Here is a 15,704-nt window from a genome sequence, read left to right on the forward strand (position 1 = left end):
ACACCTTTTCGCAACCTCCTCCCCATCATTTCGACACCGTCGGTGCGTAACACTGTCCTCCGGTCGGGAAGTCATACCGCGTGGAGACCTTCCACGGGTGTGGCCGACAAGCACGGAGGATCAGCGACATGCCGCAGGCGACCCAGCGCACCGAGCCCGGCACGGGACTGATCCCGGCCCCCCGGACGGCACCGGACGGCGCGCCCGGCGGTCCGCGGCCCGCGGGCCGGTCGGCCGACCCGCGGCCGGAGGGCTGGACGGCCGCGCTGCGGCACGGGGTCGCGGTGCTGCGCGGACTGGGCTCGCTGCGACCGGTCGACGCCCGCCCGCAGCGCGGGTACGGCGAGGTCGACGGCCAGTGACCGGCCGTTCCGCCACCGGCGGGGTGTCGGAAATGCCGCGGATCCACCACGTGTCGTGAAAGCGCCTGGTTGCCCGGTGCGTCCATAAGATGGTCAGCACTGGCACGTCGACCGGAAGGGCCGGGCGCCTCCCATGGACCAGAGCTCCCCGCGTCGGGCCAGCCGTTCCGAACTCCGCTGCGTGCGCGCCCTGCTGCGGGCGTCGAGCGCGGCGGAGCTGCTGGCGGCGCTGCTGACCGAGGGCCCGGCGTGGATCACCGGCGAGGGCTCGGCGCTCTACCTGCTGGACGGCGGCATGCTCCGGCTGACCGCCTCGCACGAACTGCCCGAGTGGGCGCACCGCAAGTACGGGGTGGTCGATCCGGCGAGCGAGCTGCCCGCGGCGCTGGCGCTGCGGCGGCGCGAGCCGGTGCTGCTGAGCCCGCAGCAGACCAGCACCGACTACCCGAACACGGCGGCGGGCCTGGGCACCGGCCTGGTCGCGCTGGCGGTGCTGCCGCTGGTGGTGGACGGGGGCCCGGTGGGTTCGCTGGCGCTCGCGCTGGCCCACCGCGGGGCGGTCCCGCAGCGGGACGTCGAGCTGCTGGAGACCCTGGCCGACGTGGCCGCGCACCGGCTCGCCCACCTGCTGCACCACGTGCACACGGCCGACCCGACCGTGGGCCACCCGAGTGCGGAACTCCCCTCCCCCGAAGGGCAGTTGATCTCGCTCGCGGTGCGCTCGGCGGGTGCCGGGGCGTTCGAGCGGGACTTGGTGACCGGCGAGACGCTGTGGGACGCGCAGGCGTACCGGGTGGTGGGCCTGCCGCCGCCGGGCCCGACCGGGCGGGCGCCGGACCTGGCGGACGTGGTGCACCCGGAGGACCTGCCGGACGTGCAGGCCGCGCTGGTGGAGGCGCTGGCCACCGGCGGCCCGTACCGGGTCTCCTACCGGGTGGTGCGGCCGGACGGCTCGCCGCGGCGGGTGGACGAGGCCGGCGAGGTGATGCTGGACGTGCACCGGCGGCCGGTGCGGACGGCGGGGCTGCTGACCGGGCGGGAGTGGCGGCCGGAGGGGGCGGCGGCGGCCGGTTCGGTGTCCGCCGCGGCGGCGGGGGCGCGCTCCACGCTGCTGCTGGCGCTGACCCGCTCGCTGTCCCGGGCGGTGACGGTGCGCGAGGTGACCACGGCGCTGACCGACGTGGCGCGCCCGGCGCTGGGCGCGGCCGGCGTGGTGCTGGACCTGGTGGACGAGGGCCGGCTGACGCCGGTCTCCCCCGCGGTGTTCGGCGGCCCGCACCGGGCGGAGCTGAACCGGCTGCACGACCTGGCGGGCGGGGTGATGGAGCACGTGCTGGCCCGGGCCACGCCGCTGTTCAGCGAGCCGGGCCAGGAGCGCCGGGGCCCGGACGCGCCGGCCGCCTGGACGGTGCTGCCGCTGGTGGCCTCGGGCCGGCAGGTCGGCTCCTGCCTGATCACCTTCGCCTCCGAGCGGTCGTTCAGCCGCGAGGACCGCACCATGTACTCGGCGTTCGCGGGCATCCTGGCGCAGTCCCTGGAGCGGGCCCGGCTGTACGACGTGCACCACGAGCGGGCCAGCGAGCTGCAGCGGGCGATGCTGCCGCGCTCGCTGCCGGTGCTGCCGGGGATCGCCTCGGCGGCCCGCTACCTGCCGTCCACCGAGGGGATGCAGATCGGCGGCGACTGGTACGACCTGCTGCGGCTGCCGGGCGGCCTGGTCGGGCTGGTGATCGGCGACGTGCAGGGCCACAACGCGGAGGCGACCGCGGTGATGGGCCAGCTGCGGTCGGTGCTGTGGGCGTACGCGACGGAGGGGAACGATCCGGCGACGACGCTGGCCCGGACCGGCCGGCTGCTGGCCGAGATGGAGACCGAGCTGTTCGCCACCTGCCTGTACGTGGTGCTGGACCCGGCGACCGGGGCGCTGCGGGCGGCCCGGGCCGGGCACCCGCAGCCGGTGCGGATCGGGGCGGCCGGGGCGGCGGAGCTGGACCTGCCGGGCGGCCCGCCGCTGGGGGTGCTGCCCGGGGTGCGCTACCCGCTGGCCGAGGCGCGGCTGGAGCCGGGCGAGACGCTGCTGGCCTACACGGACGGGCTGGTGGAGGTCCGGGACGAGGACTACGACGAGTCGGTGCAGCGGATGCTGGGCGGGCTGGAGCTGTGGACCGCGGAGGCCGGCGGGGCCGGTCGGCTGGAGCGCCCGGAGGCGCTGGAGCGGCTGGCCGACCTGCTGACGCTGAACGTGACGGAGCGCGAGGTCCGGCAGGACGACGTGGCGCTGCTCCTGCTGCACCGGGTCCTCGACCCGGTCGCCGACCGGGGGCGGCCCGTTAGCCGGGGGCGGGCCGATCCTGTCCGACCTGTCCGAAATTGACGGAATCTGAACAACGGAAGTTGGAACCGTTCATACGCAAGTAGTAACACCACCATAAACTCCGCGTGTGACGACCACTCAATGGTGTTTGGCAGCAGCCGCATTGCTCGCCCTCCTCGCCCTCGCGGCCACCGCCCGCTCCCGTGCCGTCACCCGGACCCTGCGCCTGCGGCTCATCGGCACCGAGCAGGAACTCGCCGACGTCCGGGCCCGGTTGGAGGTCGAACTGGCCGACCGCCGGGCGAGCAACGAAGCCGCCTTGCACGAGCAGGAGATGAACGCGGCGACCCGCCGCGCCTTCCTGAACGTGGCCCGCCGGATCCTGGTGATGGCGCACGACCAGCAGGCCGGGCTGGACGAGATGGAACGCACCCACGACGACCCGGTCCTGCTCGACGGCCTGCTGCGGGCCGACCACGCCGCCGCCCAGCAGGCCCGGCTGGCCCAGACCCTGGCCGTGCTGTGCGGCTCCCGGGCCGGCCGGACCTGGCCCGAGCCCGTCACGCTGGAGGACGTGGTCCGCGGCGCCCAGGGCCGGATCCTGCCGTTCCAGCGGGTGGTCGTGCACAACCGGGTGGACACCGCGGTGCTCGGCGCGGCCGCCGAGGCGCTGATCCACGCGGTGGCCGAGCTGCTGGACAACGCCACCCGCTACTCGCCGCCCAGCTCGCAGGTGTACGTCTCGCTGATGTCGGTGCACAACGGCGCGGTGATCGAGATCGACGACTGCGGCGTCGGCATGACCGACGTGACGGTCGCCAAGGCGGCCGCCGCGCTGTCCGGCGAGGGCTCGCTGGAGGTCTCCCGGATCGGCGAGGTCCCGCAGCTGGGCCTGGCCGCGGTCGGCCTGCTCGCCCGGCAGTACGGCTTCCGGGTCACCGTGCACTCCACCCCGTCCCCGTACGGCGGCGTGCGGGTGGTGGTGCTGCTGCCCACCGCGCTGCTCACCGACCCGCTGCCGCAGCACGGACTGCCGACCGGCCGCCCGCAGCCGAACCGGGCCGCACCCCAGGCCCGGCCCCAGACCCAGGCCCGGCCCCACCCCCAGGCACAGGCCCAGGCCCACCCCCAGGCCCAGGCCCAGGCACAGGCCCAGGCCCAGGCGCGGCCCCCGCTGCCCACCCGCCCGGTCTCCCCCCGGACCGGGAGCACCCCCTCCTCCGCAGTACCCGCACAGGGCGGCCCCCTGCCCCGCCGGAGCAACCGCCGGGGCGCCGCACCGCAGCACCGGTTCCCTCCGGAGCCGACGGTCCCGCCGCGCTCCGCCGGCGAGGCCCGGTCCTTCATGTCGCTGTTCCAGAGCGGCACCGCGGACGGCCGGGCCGCCGCCCAGCACCACCAGCGGTCCGGCGCGGACCGCCCCGACGAATTCCCCGCTTCCCCCCTGGGAGACCCGAATGACGACCAACCCTGATCTCGGCTGGCTGCTGGCCGACATCGTCTCCGTGCCGGAGGTCCGGCACGCCCTCGTGGTGTCCAACGACGGCCTGGAGATCGGCCGCAGCCCGCGGATCGACCGGGACGACGCCGAGCGCCTGGCCGCCGCCTGCTCCGGGCTGCAGTCGCTCTCCCGGGGCGTGGCCACCGGCTTCGGCGACGGCCGCACCCGGCAGATCGTCATCGAGTACGGCGGCGGCTACCTGTTCGTGGTGGCCGCCGGGGCCGGGGCGCACCTCGCGGTGGTGGCCGGGGAGTCGGTCGACGCGGGCCTGGTGGCGTACCAGATGCAGATGCTGGTCGGCCGGATCGGCGAGCACCTGACCGCCGCGCCCCGGCAGGAGACCGCGACCGCCGGGAACCCGCGGTGAGCCGCAGCCCGGTACGGCCGTACGTCATCACCGGCGGGCGCAGCCGGACCGGCCGGAACGTGCTGGAGTTCGAGAGCCTGGTGCGGACCGTCCCGGGGGTCCGGGTCGACCCGCTGGTGGTGAACCGGGAGCAGTTGACGATCCTGGAGCTCTGCCGGGAACTGCTGTCGATCGCCGAGGTGGCCGCCCACCTCGGCCTGCCGATCAGCGTGCTGAAGGTGCTGGTCGGCGACCTGTGGGAACTGGGCGCGGTCCAGGTGCTGCCGCCCGTCCGTCCGGCCGAGCGGGCTCCGCTCGCACTGATCGAGGAGGTGCTGGTTGGCCTCCGTCAGCTCCGCTGAGCCCGAGTACCTGCCGTCCAGCGTGCAGGGCGCGGTGAAGATCCTGGTCACCGGGCCGTTCGGGGTCGGCAAGACGACCCTGGTCGGGGCGCTGAGCGAGATCGCCCCGCTGCGCACCGAGGAGACGATGACCGCGGTCGGCGAGGGCGTGGACGACCTGACCGGGCGTCCGCACAAGTCGACCACCACCGTGGCGCTGGACTTCGGCCGGATCACGCTCAGCACCCGGCTCGCGCTGTACCTGTTCGGCACGCCCGGGCAGCAGCGGTTCTGGCCGCTGTGGGAGGACCTGTCGCGCGGGGCACTGGGGGCGATCGCCCTGGTCGACTCCCGCCGGCTGGAGGAGTCCTTCGACGTGCTGGGGCTGCTGGAGGAGCAGCGGATCCCGTTCGCGGTGGCGGTCAACCGCTTCCCCGACACGCCGGCGTACCCGGAGGAGGAGCTGCGGGCCGCGCTCGACCTGCTGCCCGGGGTGCCGGTCCTCACCTGTGACGTCCGCGACGAGGACGCCGCCCACCGACTGCTGATCGATTTCGTCGACCACCTGCGGGCCGGCGCCCTGGAGCTGTCATGACCGTTCCCGAACCGCACCTGGCCGGCGGCTGCCCGTACGCCGAGCGCCCCGGCGTCACCCCGCTGTACGGCCGGACGGTGGCCCAGGACCCGCACGGGCTGTACGCCCGGATGCGCGCCGAGCACGGCCCGGTGGCGCCGATCGAGCTGGAGCCCGGGGTCGAGGCGTGGCTGGTCATCGGGTACCAGGAGCTCCTCGAACTCACCCGCAACGAGCAGCAGTTCTCCAAGGACTCGCGGCACTGGCGGGTGGCCGCGGAGGGCCGGCTGCGGCCGGACTCCCCCCTGGTGCCGATGACCATGTGGCGGCCCACCCTCAACAACCTGGACGGCGCCGAGCACCAGCGGCTGAGCGCCGCGGTCGGCGACACCCTGGCCCGGGCCGACCAGAAGCGGCTGCGGGAGACCAGCGAGGCCGCCGCGCTGGCGCTGATCGAGAGCTGGGGGCCGGACGGCACCGCCGACCTGGTCAGCCAGTTCACCCGCCGGCTGCCGCCGCTGGTGTTCACCACGCTGCTGGACCTGCCCGACGAGGAGGGTCCGAAGCTGCTCGGGCTGATCATGAACGTGGTCGACAGCGGCGCGGACTCGCACCGCGCCTCGGTGGAGCTCTTCGGGCTGCTGGGCGAGCTGGTGCGGCGGCGGCGCGAGCACCCCGGGGAGGACCTGGTGTCCTGGCTGCTGGGGCACTCCGCCGGGCTGAGCGACGAGGAGGCCGTCCACAACCTGCTGGTGTTCCTGGTCGCGGGCAACGAGACGTGCGTCAACTGGATCGGCAACGCGGTGCGGCTGCTGCTCGTCGACCGGCGCTTCCGCGGCAGCCTGACCGGCGGCCGGGCGACCGTCGCGGACGCCCTGGAGGAGGTGCTGTGGCGCGACCCGCCGATCCAGAACTTCCCCGGCCGGTGGGCCACTTCGGACACCGTGCTGGGCGGCCAGTACATCAGCCGGGGCGACATGCTGGTGCTGGGCATCGCCGGTGCCAACGACGACCCGGCGGTGCACGGGCCGAACGACCTCAGCGGCAACCGGGCGCACCTCGCCTGGAGCGCGGGCCGGCACGTCTGCCCGGCCAAGGACCCGGCCCGGCTGATCGTCGAGACCGCGATCGAGACCCTGCTGCACTGTCTGCCCGACCTGCAACTCGCGGTTCCCGCACACGAGTTGGAGTGGCGCCCGTCCCCCTGGTCGCGCGCCCTGGCGAGCCTGCCGGTGCTGTACAGCGCCTTCGCCCCGCCCCGTCCGACCGACCCGGTCCCCTTCCCGTCCGCCGGACCCACCGGGTTCGCCGACCCGGCACCCGCCGCCTCCGCACCCGTCACGCCCGAGAGGACCGCATGGACACCGCAGCCGCAGCCGGAGTCTGCCCCCACCGACTCGACCCCACCGGAGCCGACCAGCTCGCCGAGAACCGGCAGCTCCGCGCTCTCGGACCTGCGGCGCAGGTTGAGCTCCCTGGTGGGGTGGTGGTCTGGTCGGTGACCCACCACGCCGCCCTGCAGCGGGTGCTCGCCGACCCGCGGGTGGCCAAGGACCCCGCGCACTGGACGCTGTACCGGGAGGGGCGGCTCCCCGAGGGCTGGCCGCTGATGACCTTCGTCACCATCCCCGGCATGACCACCTCCGACGGCGCCGACCACCGCCGGCTGCGCGGCCTGGTCAGCCAGGCCCTCACCCCGCGCCGGGTGGACGCGCTGGCCCCCGCCGTCCGGCAGCGGGTCCTCGGCCTGCTGGACGACCTCGCCGGGGCCGCCGCCCCGGACGGGTCGGTCGACCTGCGGGCCCGGTTCGCCTACCCGCTGCCGATGGACGTCGTCGGCGAACTGCTGGGCCTGCGGGCCGAGCAGCAGGACCGGCTGCACGAGCTGTCCGACGTCATGGTCAGCTCCTCCGCCGCGCCCGGGGCGGGCGCCGCCGCGACCCGCGACATGCTCGGGTTGCTGGCCGGGCTGGCCGCCGAGAAGCGGGCCGAGCCCGCCGACGACCTGACCAGCGCGCTGATCGCCGCCCGCGAGGAGCAGGACCGGCTCAGCGAGGAGGAGCTGATCGGCATCCTGCTGCAGCTGGTGGTGGCCGGCCACGAGACCACCCTCAACCTGATCTGCAACGCGGTGCGCGCCCTGCTCGCCCACCCCGACCAGCTGGCGCTGGTGCTCGGCGGCGCGGCCCCGTGGTCCGCGGTGGTCGAGGAGACCCTGCGCCGGGACTCCCCGGTCGGCCACTTCCCGATGCGCTACGCGCTGGAGGACATCGACCTGGACGGGGTGGTGATCCCGGCCGGCGACGGCATCCTCGCCTCGTACGCGGCGGCCGGGCGCGACCCCGGCCACTGGGCGGAGCCGGACCGCTTCGACCTGACCCGCTCCCCGGTCCGGCACCTCTCGCTCGGGCACGGGCCGCACTTCTGCATCGGCTCCGCCCTGGCCCGGCTGGAGGCGGAGACGGCGCTGCGCGAACTGTTCGCCCGCTTCCCCGGCCTGCGGGCCGCCGAGGGCGAGCCGCCGGCGCCGATCGCCTCCTTCGTCAGCAACGGCGTCAGCAGCCTGCGGGTGCGGCTGTCCTGAACTCCCCGCGAACCGCCCCCGCCGGGTCAATCCACGTGACCGGGCGGGGGCGGCGCTCGTTGCACCTGCCATGAAGAAGCTCACCGCCCTCGCCGCCCTGTCCGTGGCCGGGCTCGCCCTCGTCCAGGCGCCCGCCCAGGCCGCCCCCATCGCCCAGGCCGGCGGCCTCGGCCAGGCCCAGGGCCTCGACACCGGCTACCACGGCGTCCTGCCCTCCACCGCCGAGCTGTGCCACCGCGACCTGGCCCAGTACCCGGTGGTCGGCCCGCTCACCGACTCCACCACCGGCGCCTGCGAGGCCCTCGGCGCGACCGTCGACGGGCGGTAGCCAGGACTCGGACATCCGAGCCGTTATGGTGCGAATGTCCGTTTCTTCGGTGCTTTCTGGCGTGAGGTGATCCCGTGGGCAGCGTGGCCGACCAGATGGTGGAGGTGCTCCGGCAGGCCGGGGTCGAACGCGTCTACGGGGTGGTCGGCGACAGCCTCAACCCGGTCGTCGACGCGATCCGCCGCGCCGAGGGCATCTCCTGGGTGCACGTCAGGAACGAGGAGGCCGGGGCGTTCGCGGCCGCCGCCGAGGCCGAGCTGACCGGACGCCTCGCGGTCTGCGCGGGCAGCTGCGGCCCCGGCAACACCCACCTGATCCAGGGCCTGTACGACGCCCAGCGCAGCGGCGTGCCGGTGCTGGCCCTGGCCTCGCACATCCCGTCCGGGCAGATCGGCACCGGCTTCTTCCAGGAGACCCACCCCGAGCGGGTGTTCACCGACTGCAGCACCTGGTGCGAGATGCTCTCCAACCCGGCCCAGCTGCCCCGGCTGCTGCGGGTCGGCATCCAGCACGCGCTGGGCTCCCCCGGCGTCTCGGTGCTGGTCTTCCCCGGCGACGTCGCCGCGGTCACCGCCCCCTCCCCCACCGGCCGCAGCACCTTCCTCACCGAGCAGGCGGTGGCCGCCCCGCCCTGGTCCCAGGTGCAGGCCCTCGCCGAGGCCCTCAACTCGGCCGCCACCGTGACGGTCTTCGCCGGCGCGGGCACCCGCGGCGCGCACGAGGAGCTGATGCACCTCGCCGAGACGCTGAACGCCCCGGTCGGGCACTCGCTGCGCGGCAAGGAATGGGTGCAGTACGACAACCCGTACGACGTCGGGATGAGCGGCCTGCTCGGCTACGGCGCCTGCCACGAGGCCCTGCACGGAGCCGAGTTGGTGCTCCTGCTGGGCACCGACTTCCCGTACGACTCCTTCCTCCCGCAGGCCCGCACCGTCCAGGTCGACCACGACGCGACCCGGCTCGGCCGCCGCACCCCGCTGGAACTCGCCGTGCACGGCGACGTGGCCGCCACGCTGCGGGCGGTGCTGCCGCTGCTGGAGCGCAAGAGCGACCGCCGGTTCCTGGACGCCATGCTGGAGCGGCACTGCAAGTCGCTGGAGACGGTGGTCGGCGCGTACACCAAGGACATCGAGAAGCACCGGCCGATCCACCCCGAGTACGTCGCCTCGGTGCTGGACGAGATCGCCGCCGAGGACGCCGTCTTCACCGTCGACACCGGCATGTGCAACGTCTGGGCCGCCCGCTACCTCACCCCCAACGGGCGCCGCCGGGTGATCGGCTCCTTCCTGCACGGCTCGATGGCGAACGCCCTGCCGCACGCGATCGGCGCCCAACTCGCCTTCCCCGGACGGCAGGTGGTGTCGATGTCGGGCGACGGCGGGATCGGCATGCTGCTGGGCGAACTGCTCACCGTGGCGAAGTACCGGCTGCCGGTGAAGACCGTGGTGTTCAACAACGGGGCGCTCGGCATGATCAAGCTGGAGATGCTGGTCTCCGGCTACCCCGAGTCCGAGATCGACAACGGCGACGTCGACTACGCGGCGATCGCCCGCGCCTGCGGGATCCCCGCCAAGCGGGTCACCGACCCCGCGAAGGTCCACGAGGTGCTGGCCGACGCCCTGGAACGCCCCGGCCCCGCGCTGGTCGACGTGGTCACCGACCCCAACGCGCTCTCCATCCCCCCGCACATCACCGCCGCCCAGCTCAAGGGCTTCGCCCTGGCCGCCGGCCGCACCGTCCTGACCGGCGGCGTCGGCAAGATGCTCGACCTGGCCCGCTCCAACCTGCGCAACATCCCCCGGCCCTGAGAGCCCCTCCGGGGCGGAGGGGAGTCGGGGGACGGCGAAAGCCCTGGCCGGGCGGGCGAAGAAGCGCGAGGAACCCGGCCCCTCCGGGGCGGAACGGGAAAGCGGGGACGGCGAAAGCCCTGGCCGGGCAGGCGAAGAAGCGCGGAGAACCCGGCCCCTCCGGGGCGGAACGGGAAACCGGGGACGGCGAAAGCCCTGGCCGGGCAGGCGAAGAAGCGCGGGGAACCCGGCCCCTCCGGGGCGGAAGGGGAAACCGGGGACGGCGAAAGCCCTGGCCGGGCGGGCGAAGAAGCGCGGAGAACCCGGCCCCTCCAGGGCGGAAGGGGAAACCGGGGACGGCGAAAGCCCTGGCCGGGCAGGCGAAGAAGCGCGGGGAACCCGGCCCCTCCGGGGCGGAAGGGGAAACGGGGGACGGCGAAAGCCCTGGCCGGGCGGACCGGGGAGGGTGGGAAAGGCCGCCCCTCCGGGGAGGACGGCGGGGCCCCGGCCGGGCGGGGCTCGGCGGGCGGGAGGAGCCCGGCCCCCTTCGGGGAGCGCGGGTGGGGCCGGTCGGCCCTGGTGTCGGGGGGGGTGGGGGCGGGAGAGTGGAGGCAGAGGGGGCGGGTTTGCCTGTGGGGCAAGTTTGTTGCCTCGGGGGCAGGGAGGGTGTCCACTGGTCCCATGACGGACAGTCCCCTCGACGAGGACCAGGAGGTCGCGGGCCTCGGCGCGCGGCTGCGGGAGCAGCGGGTCTCCAGCCGCTTGACGCTGGAGGTCGCGGCGGCCCGGGTGGGCCTCTCGCCAGCTTACTTGTCCCGCCTGGAGACCGGCCGCCGGCAGCCCTCGCTGCCGGTGCTGCTGGGCCTGGCCCGGGCGTACGGGACGAGCGTGTCCGAGCTGCTCGGCGAGCAGCCCGGCGAGCCGGACCCGGTGATCCGGGGCGGGCGGGTGGAGCCCGGGCGGGCCGGCGGCTGGGGGTACCAGCGGGCCGGTGCGCCGGGCCGGGCGATGCAGGCGCTCCGGGTGCACGTGCCGCCGAGCACGCAGGACGCGGTGGTGCGGGTGCACCCGGGCGAGGAGTGGCTGTACGTCACCGCGGGCCGGATGAAGCTGGTGCTGGGCGACCGGGTGCACTTCCTGGACGAGGGCGACTCGGCGCACTTCGACTCGATGACCCCGCACGTGATCGCCGCGGACTCCGCCTCCGGCCTCGACCTGATCTTCGTCCACACGCTGTTGCAGAGCCCCGGCGGCGACCTGTGCCTGGGTGACACCCCGCGCCTGTAGCCCCACCACCTCCACGTCAGGAGACCGCGCCATGACCGACACCGGAAAGCCCGCCGCCCACACCCCCGCCCCGACCGCTCGGACCGCCCCGGCCGCCCCGGCCGTCCCGAAGTACGCGGAGACCATCGACGCGGGCTACCGCGCCTCGAACCGGGTGTGGATCCGGGTGTGGATCTACATCGTCTCGGGGCACGTCTTCGTGGCCTTCCTGTTCCTGCTGTTCTACGTGGGCAGTCACAAGGGCTGAGCGAGCAGTTCGCCCAGCGCGTCGAGCGCGGCGCCGAAGGCGTGCTCGGGCGGGGTGCCGTAGCCGATCACCAGCCCGGGGGGCCGTCCGGGCCCGGGGGCGGCGCCGGGCGCCAGGTGCCAGCCGAGGGTGTTCAGGGCGAGGCCGGCGCGCCGGGAACGGTGCAGCAGCTCGGCCTCGCCGGGGCCGTCCGCGGGCAGTTCCAGGACGGCGTGCAGGCCCGCGTTGAGGCCGGTGACCCGCACCCGGGGGGCGCGTTCGGCGAGCACCTCGACCAGCCGGTCGCGGCGGTGGCGCAGCAGGTGCCGGCTGCGCCGGACGTGCCGGTCGTAGTCGCCGGAGTCGATCAGTTCGGCGAGGGCGAGCTGATCCAGCGAGCCGCTGTGCGCGTCGGCCAGCCGCTTGTGCCGGGCCAACGGTTCGACCAGGGCGGCGGGCAGCGCCAGCCAGGCCAGCCGCAGGCCGGGGGCGAGCGACTTGGACGCGGTGCCCGCGTACACCACCCGTTCCGGGTCGAGCGCCTGCATGGCGCCGATGGCGTGCCGGTCGTAGCGGAACTCGCCGTCGTAGTCGTCCTCCAGCAGGTAGCCGCCGGTCTGCCGGGCCCAGTCGACCGCGGCGGCCCGCCGGGAGGCCCGCAGCGGGACGCCGGTGGGGAACTGGTGGGCGGGGGTGAGCACCGCCAACCCGGCGTCGGTGCGGGTCAGTTCGTCCGTCCGGGCGCCGCCCTCGTCCAGCGGCAGCGGGCGCAGGGCGAGGCCGCGGGCGGTGATCACGGTGTGCTGGGGCGGCAGCCCGTACTCCTCCACCGCGACGGCGGCCAGGCCGTGTTCGCGCAGCGCGGCGCAGAGCAGGCCGAGGCCCTGCAGGTAGCCGGTGCAGACCAGCAGCCGTTCGGGGTCGGTGCGCACGCCGCGGGCCCGGGCCAGGTAGCCGGCCAGGGCGCGGCGCAGTTCGATCCGGCCGCGCGGGTCGCCGTAGCCGAACGCCTCGTTGGGGGCGGCGGTCAGCGCCCGGCGGGCGGCGGCCAGCCAGGCGGTGCGCGGGAAGCGGCTCAGGTCGGGCGAGCCGGGGCGCAGGTTGTGCACGGGCACCGACGGGGCGGGCAGCCCGGGCGGCGGCGCGACGGGGGCGGACTGCGGGCCGCGCTCGGCGACCACCGTGCCGGAGCCCTGCCGGGAGGCGAGCCAGCCCTCGGCGGCGAGCTGGGTGTACGCCTCGGCGATGGTGTTGCGGGCGATGCCCAGGTCGACGGCGAGGGCCCGGGAGGACGGCAGCCGCGTCCCGGCGGCGAGGCGGCCGTCCCGGACGGCGGTGCGCAGCGCGTCCTCCAGGGCGGCGCGCAGACCCAGGCCGCGGGAGCGTCCGGCGTCCAGGTCGAGGTGCAGGTCGCCGCCGAAAGTGGCCCAGGGATCCATCCCCCAAATGAACCACGCGGCCGGTCCACCGCGCGCCTACGGTGGGCCGTATGACCGACGACTCCACCGTTCCCGCCCCCGCCCTCCGCATCTCGCTGCGCGACCGCGCCCCCGAGTTCTACCGCCCGCTGCTGGAAGCCTCCGGGGCCGCGATCGCCGGCCTCGCCGACCCGGTGCTCACCGAACTGGTCAACCTGCGCGCCTCGCAGATCAACGGCTGCGCGTTCTGCCTGGACAAGCACGCGGGCGACGCCCGCGCGAAGGGCGAGCGGGAGCACCGCCTCGACACCCTCGCCGCCTGGCGGGAGACCCCGTACTTCACCGCCCGCGAGCGCGCCGCGCTGGCCCTGACCGAGTCGGTCACCCTGGTCGCCGAGACCCGCGTCCCGGACGCGGTGTTCGACGAGGCCGCGAAGCACTTCTCGGAGACCGAACTCGCCCACCTGATCGGGCTGATCTGCGCGATCAACGCGCTCAACCGGGTGGGCGTCACCAGCAGGCTGACGCCGGCGCCGAAGCGGTAGCGCGGAGCGGGTGCGGAACCAGGGGCGCAGCAGGTTCCCCGCGCCCCTGGTTCCGGCTCGGCGCAGCGGGTCTCACGACTCCCGGAAGGCCTCCACTCCGTTCGGGCTGCCGAGGCCGGTCGGGCCGTCGTAGCCCGGGCCGGCCGTGCAGAGGTAGGCCGGGGTGCAGGCGGTGGGGGCGGGGCCGGTGGTGACGTCGTGGAGGGCGGCGGGGTGGCGGTAGGGGAAGGACGCGGGGTCGCTGCCGGGGGGCGGGGGGCCGGCCAGGGCGTAGGTGGCGGCGATGACCGGGGCGGCGGCGGAGGTGCCGCCGTAGGTGTACCAGCCGTTGCCGCCGTAGGTCTGGTAGACGGCGACGCCGGTCGCGGGGTCGGCGACGGCGGCCACGTCGGCGACGGTGCGGTGGTCGCAGCCGGGGTCGTCCTGCCAGGCGGGCTTGGGGAACCGGCCGGAGCAGCCGCTGCCCGCGCCCTGGTCGGTGCCGGGGGTCCAGGCGGTCTCGTCCCAGCCGCGGGCGGAGCCGTCGGGGCGCAGGGTGGTGCCGCCGACGGCGACCACGTGGGGTGAGGAGGCGGGGAAGTTGACGCCGTACCCGGAGTCGCCGGAGGCGGCGGCGATGACGGTGCCGGGGTGGTCGAAGTAGCGGCTGTCGTAGGCCGCCGCGTTGGCGTTCTCGGTGGTGCCCCAGCTGATCGAGACGTACTGGGCGCCGAGGGCGACGGCGGTGTTGACGGCGGCGCCGAGGTTGCCGACGGCGGCGCTGTCGGCCTCGACCAGGAGGATCCGGGCGCGCGGGGCGATCGCGGAGACCATGGCGAGGTCGAGGGCGGTCTCGCCGGCCCAGGCGGTGTTGCCGCGGGGCAGCCGGGTGCCGCCGCGCTGGTCGGTCTTGCGGAAGCAGCCGTTGTCGGTGGTGCAGGCGGGCAGGCCGAAGTGGCGGCGGTAGACGTCGAGGTCGGCCTCGGCGCGCGGGTGGTCGTAGGCGTCGACGACGGCGATGGTGGCGCCCTCGCCGCCGTCCGCGGGCAGCCCGTAGGCGGCGCGCAGTTCGGCGGGGCCGTAGCCGGCGGTGTCCGCGTCGGCGGCGGCGGTGCCGACCACCCGCAGCGCGTCGCAGGAGGCGGTGTCGGCCCGGGCGGGGGCGGTGCAGGTGTGCACCCAGCGCGGGGCGGCGTGCGCGTGGGCGGGGGCGGTGGCGAGGGCGGTGAGCAGGGCGGCGGTGAGCGCGAGGGGACGGCGCAACGGGGCCTCCGTTCGGGGAGCGGCGCCGGGGGCGGGGGGTGGGCTCCCCCGGGCCGGCGGTTCGCTTGTCTGCAGGGATTGTTGACGCACCGTCAGGTCGGTATGCGCACGGTCACCCGCTCGGGTGACGGCGGGCCGGGTCCGGCGGGGGGCCGGGTCTGTTGCGGAACCGGGACGCCGTGCGGACCGAATCCCGGCGGTAGCTGAGGGAACCTCATATCCGGGAGCAGCGCCCTTGCCTCCTGGCGGACCCGCTCACCGCGGGCGGGACGCCCGACCGAGAAGAAGAGGACCATGCGCGTTCGGAAGATTTCGGCCATCGCCCTCGTCGCCGCGGCTGCCTGCCTGTCGCTCACCGCCTGTGACGGCGGCGGCTCCGCCTCGGCCGGCTCCAGCGCGTCCGCCGCCGTGACCGTCTCGCCCGCCGCCGCGAGCACCCCCGCCGCCGCCCCGACCGCGGCCCCGACCACTCCGGGCGCGGGCGCCGGCAAGACCCCCGCGAAGTCGTCGGGCACGGTGAAGGCGGCGGCCGGCACGAAGTGCACCGACCGGGTCGACTACGCGGGCGACAGCCGCTCCAACGCCGAGATCAACTCGATCGGCGAGACCACCGGCACCTGCCCGGCCCCGCAGGGCGGCGGCGCGACCGCCGGCACCCCGAAGAAGTCCGGCACCAAGTGCACCGACCAGCTCGACTACACCGGCGACACCCGGCCCAACGCCGAGATCAACTCGATCGGCGAGACCACCGGTACCTGCCCGGCCCCGCAGGGCGGCGGCGCGACCGCCGGCACCCCGAAGAAGTCCGGCACCAAGTGCACCGACCAGCTCGACTACACCGGCGACACC

At 75.3% G+C, this 15,704-nt stretch carries 16 protein-coding genes; 14 read left to right on the forward strand and 2 right to left on the reverse strand.

Translation table 11 applies throughout. The annotated features are described in order from the left end of the window. Positions 1–128: 128 nt before the first annotated feature. From ACWEO5_RS06995 to ACWEO5_RS07050, 12 genes are all read left to right on the forward strand, one after another. Entirely contained in the window at positions 129–362 is a 234-nt protein-coding gene (locus ACWEO5_RS06995; RefSeq protein WP_452160880.1) for a hypothetical protein, read from the forward strand. A gap of 133 nt (positions 363–495) precedes the next feature. Next, on the forward strand, positions 496–2,736 hold the full coding sequence (locus tag ACWEO5_RS07000) for a SpoIIE family protein phosphatase (protein WP_452160881.1): 2,241 nt from the start codon (positions 496–498) through the stop codon (positions 2,734–2,736). Positions 2,737–2,824: 88 nt separating this feature from the next. Then, a complete protein-coding gene (locus tag ACWEO5_RS07005) occupies positions 2,825–4,150 on the forward strand; it encodes an ATP-binding protein (protein WP_452160883.1) in 1,326 nt (441 codons plus the stop codon). Next, positions 4,134–4,544, forward strand: coding sequence for a roadblock/LC7 domain-containing protein (locus ACWEO5_RS07010; protein WP_344556228.1), 411 nt, complete (start codon positions 4,134–4,136; stop codon positions 4,542–4,544). The genes ACWEO5_RS07005 and ACWEO5_RS07010 overlap by 17 nt, the downstream gene beginning before the upstream one ends. Next, positions 4,541–4,885 carry a DUF742 domain-containing protein gene (locus tag ACWEO5_RS07015; RefSeq protein ID WP_344556226.1) on the forward strand — a complete coding sequence of 115 codons (345 nt, stop codon included), beginning with the start codon at positions 4,541–4,543 and terminating at the stop codon, positions 4,883–4,885. Before ACWEO5_RS07010 ends, ACWEO5_RS07015 begins: the two co-directional genes overlap by 4 nt. Continuing rightward, positions 4,863–5,459: a GTP-binding protein gene (locus tag ACWEO5_RS07020; RefSeq protein ID WP_344556224.1), complete on the forward strand. Its 597-nt coding sequence runs from the start codon at positions 4,863–4,865 to the stop codon at positions 5,457–5,459. The genes ACWEO5_RS07015 and ACWEO5_RS07020 overlap by 23 nt, the downstream gene beginning before the upstream one ends. After that, on the forward strand, positions 5,456–6,940 hold the full coding sequence (locus ACWEO5_RS07025; protein WP_452160887.1) for a cytochrome P450: 1,485 nt from the start codon (positions 5,456–5,458) through the stop codon (positions 6,938–6,940). The genes ACWEO5_RS07020 and ACWEO5_RS07025 overlap by 4 nt, the downstream gene beginning before the upstream one ends. Next, positions 6,937–8,022 carry a cytochrome P450 family protein gene (locus tag ACWEO5_RS07030; protein WP_452160889.1) on the forward strand — a complete coding sequence of 362 codons (1,086 nt, stop codon included), beginning with the start codon at positions 6,937–6,939 and terminating at the stop codon, positions 8,020–8,022. Before ACWEO5_RS07025 ends, ACWEO5_RS07030 begins: the two co-directional genes overlap by 4 nt. A 70-nt stretch (positions 8,023–8,092) precedes the next feature. Next, positions 8,093–8,350, forward strand: a complete 258-nt coding sequence (locus ACWEO5_RS07035; protein WP_344556218.1) for a hypothetical protein — start codon at positions 8,093–8,095, stop codon at positions 8,348–8,350. Between the two features lie 74 nt (positions 8,351–8,424). Further along, positions 8,425–10,158 carry a pyruvate dehydrogenase gene (locus ACWEO5_RS07040; RefSeq protein WP_452160892.1) on the forward strand — a complete coding sequence of 578 codons (1,734 nt, stop codon included), beginning with the start codon at positions 8,425–8,427 and terminating at the stop codon, positions 10,156–10,158. A gap of 660 nt (positions 10,159–10,818) precedes the next feature. After that, on the forward strand, positions 10,819–11,424 hold the full coding sequence (locus tag ACWEO5_RS07045) for a helix-turn-helix domain-containing protein (protein WP_344556214.1): 606 nt from the start codon (positions 10,819–10,821) through the stop codon (positions 11,422–11,424). Between the two features lie 31 nt (positions 11,425–11,455). Continuing rightward, positions 11,456–11,671 (forward strand): DUF6126 family protein, encoded by a 216-nt coding sequence (locus ACWEO5_RS07050; RefSeq protein WP_452160894.1) that lies wholly within the window; start codon positions 11,456–11,458, stop codon positions 11,669–11,671. Here the strand turns inward: ACWEO5_RS07050 and pdxR are convergent. Continuing rightward, positions 11,659–13,089 carry a MocR-like pyridoxine biosynthesis transcription factor PdxR gene (pdxR, locus tag ACWEO5_RS07055; protein WP_452160896.1) on the reverse strand — a complete coding sequence of 477 codons (1,431 nt, stop codon included), beginning with the start codon at positions 13,087–13,089 and terminating at the stop codon, positions 11,659–11,661. The genes ACWEO5_RS07050 and pdxR overlap by 13 nt on opposite strands. A 50-nt stretch (positions 13,090–13,139) precedes the next feature. Here pdxR and ACWEO5_RS07060 point away from each other — a divergent pair, with 50 nt between their 5' ends. Then, positions 13,140–13,613, forward strand: a complete 474-nt coding sequence (locus ACWEO5_RS07060) for a carboxymuconolactone decarboxylase family protein (RefSeq protein WP_344556208.1) — start codon at positions 13,140–13,142, stop codon at positions 13,611–13,613. A 72-nt stretch (positions 13,614–13,685) separates the two neighbouring features. Here the strand turns inward: ACWEO5_RS07060 and ACWEO5_RS07065 are convergent, their stop codons facing one another. Continuing rightward, positions 13,686–14,855, reverse strand: a complete 1,170-nt coding sequence (locus tag ACWEO5_RS07065; protein ID WP_452160899.1) for a S53 family peptidase — start codon at positions 14,853–14,855, stop codon at positions 13,686–13,688. A gap of 294 nt (positions 14,856–15,149) precedes the next feature. Between ACWEO5_RS07065 and ACWEO5_RS07070 the strand changes: the two genes are divergently transcribed. Next, the coding region (locus ACWEO5_RS07070) for a hypothetical protein (protein ID WP_452160901.1) at positions 15,150–15,704 on the forward strand (555 nt) is incomplete at its 3' end.

This window comes from Kitasatospora sp. NPDC004272 (assembly GCF_053603035.1).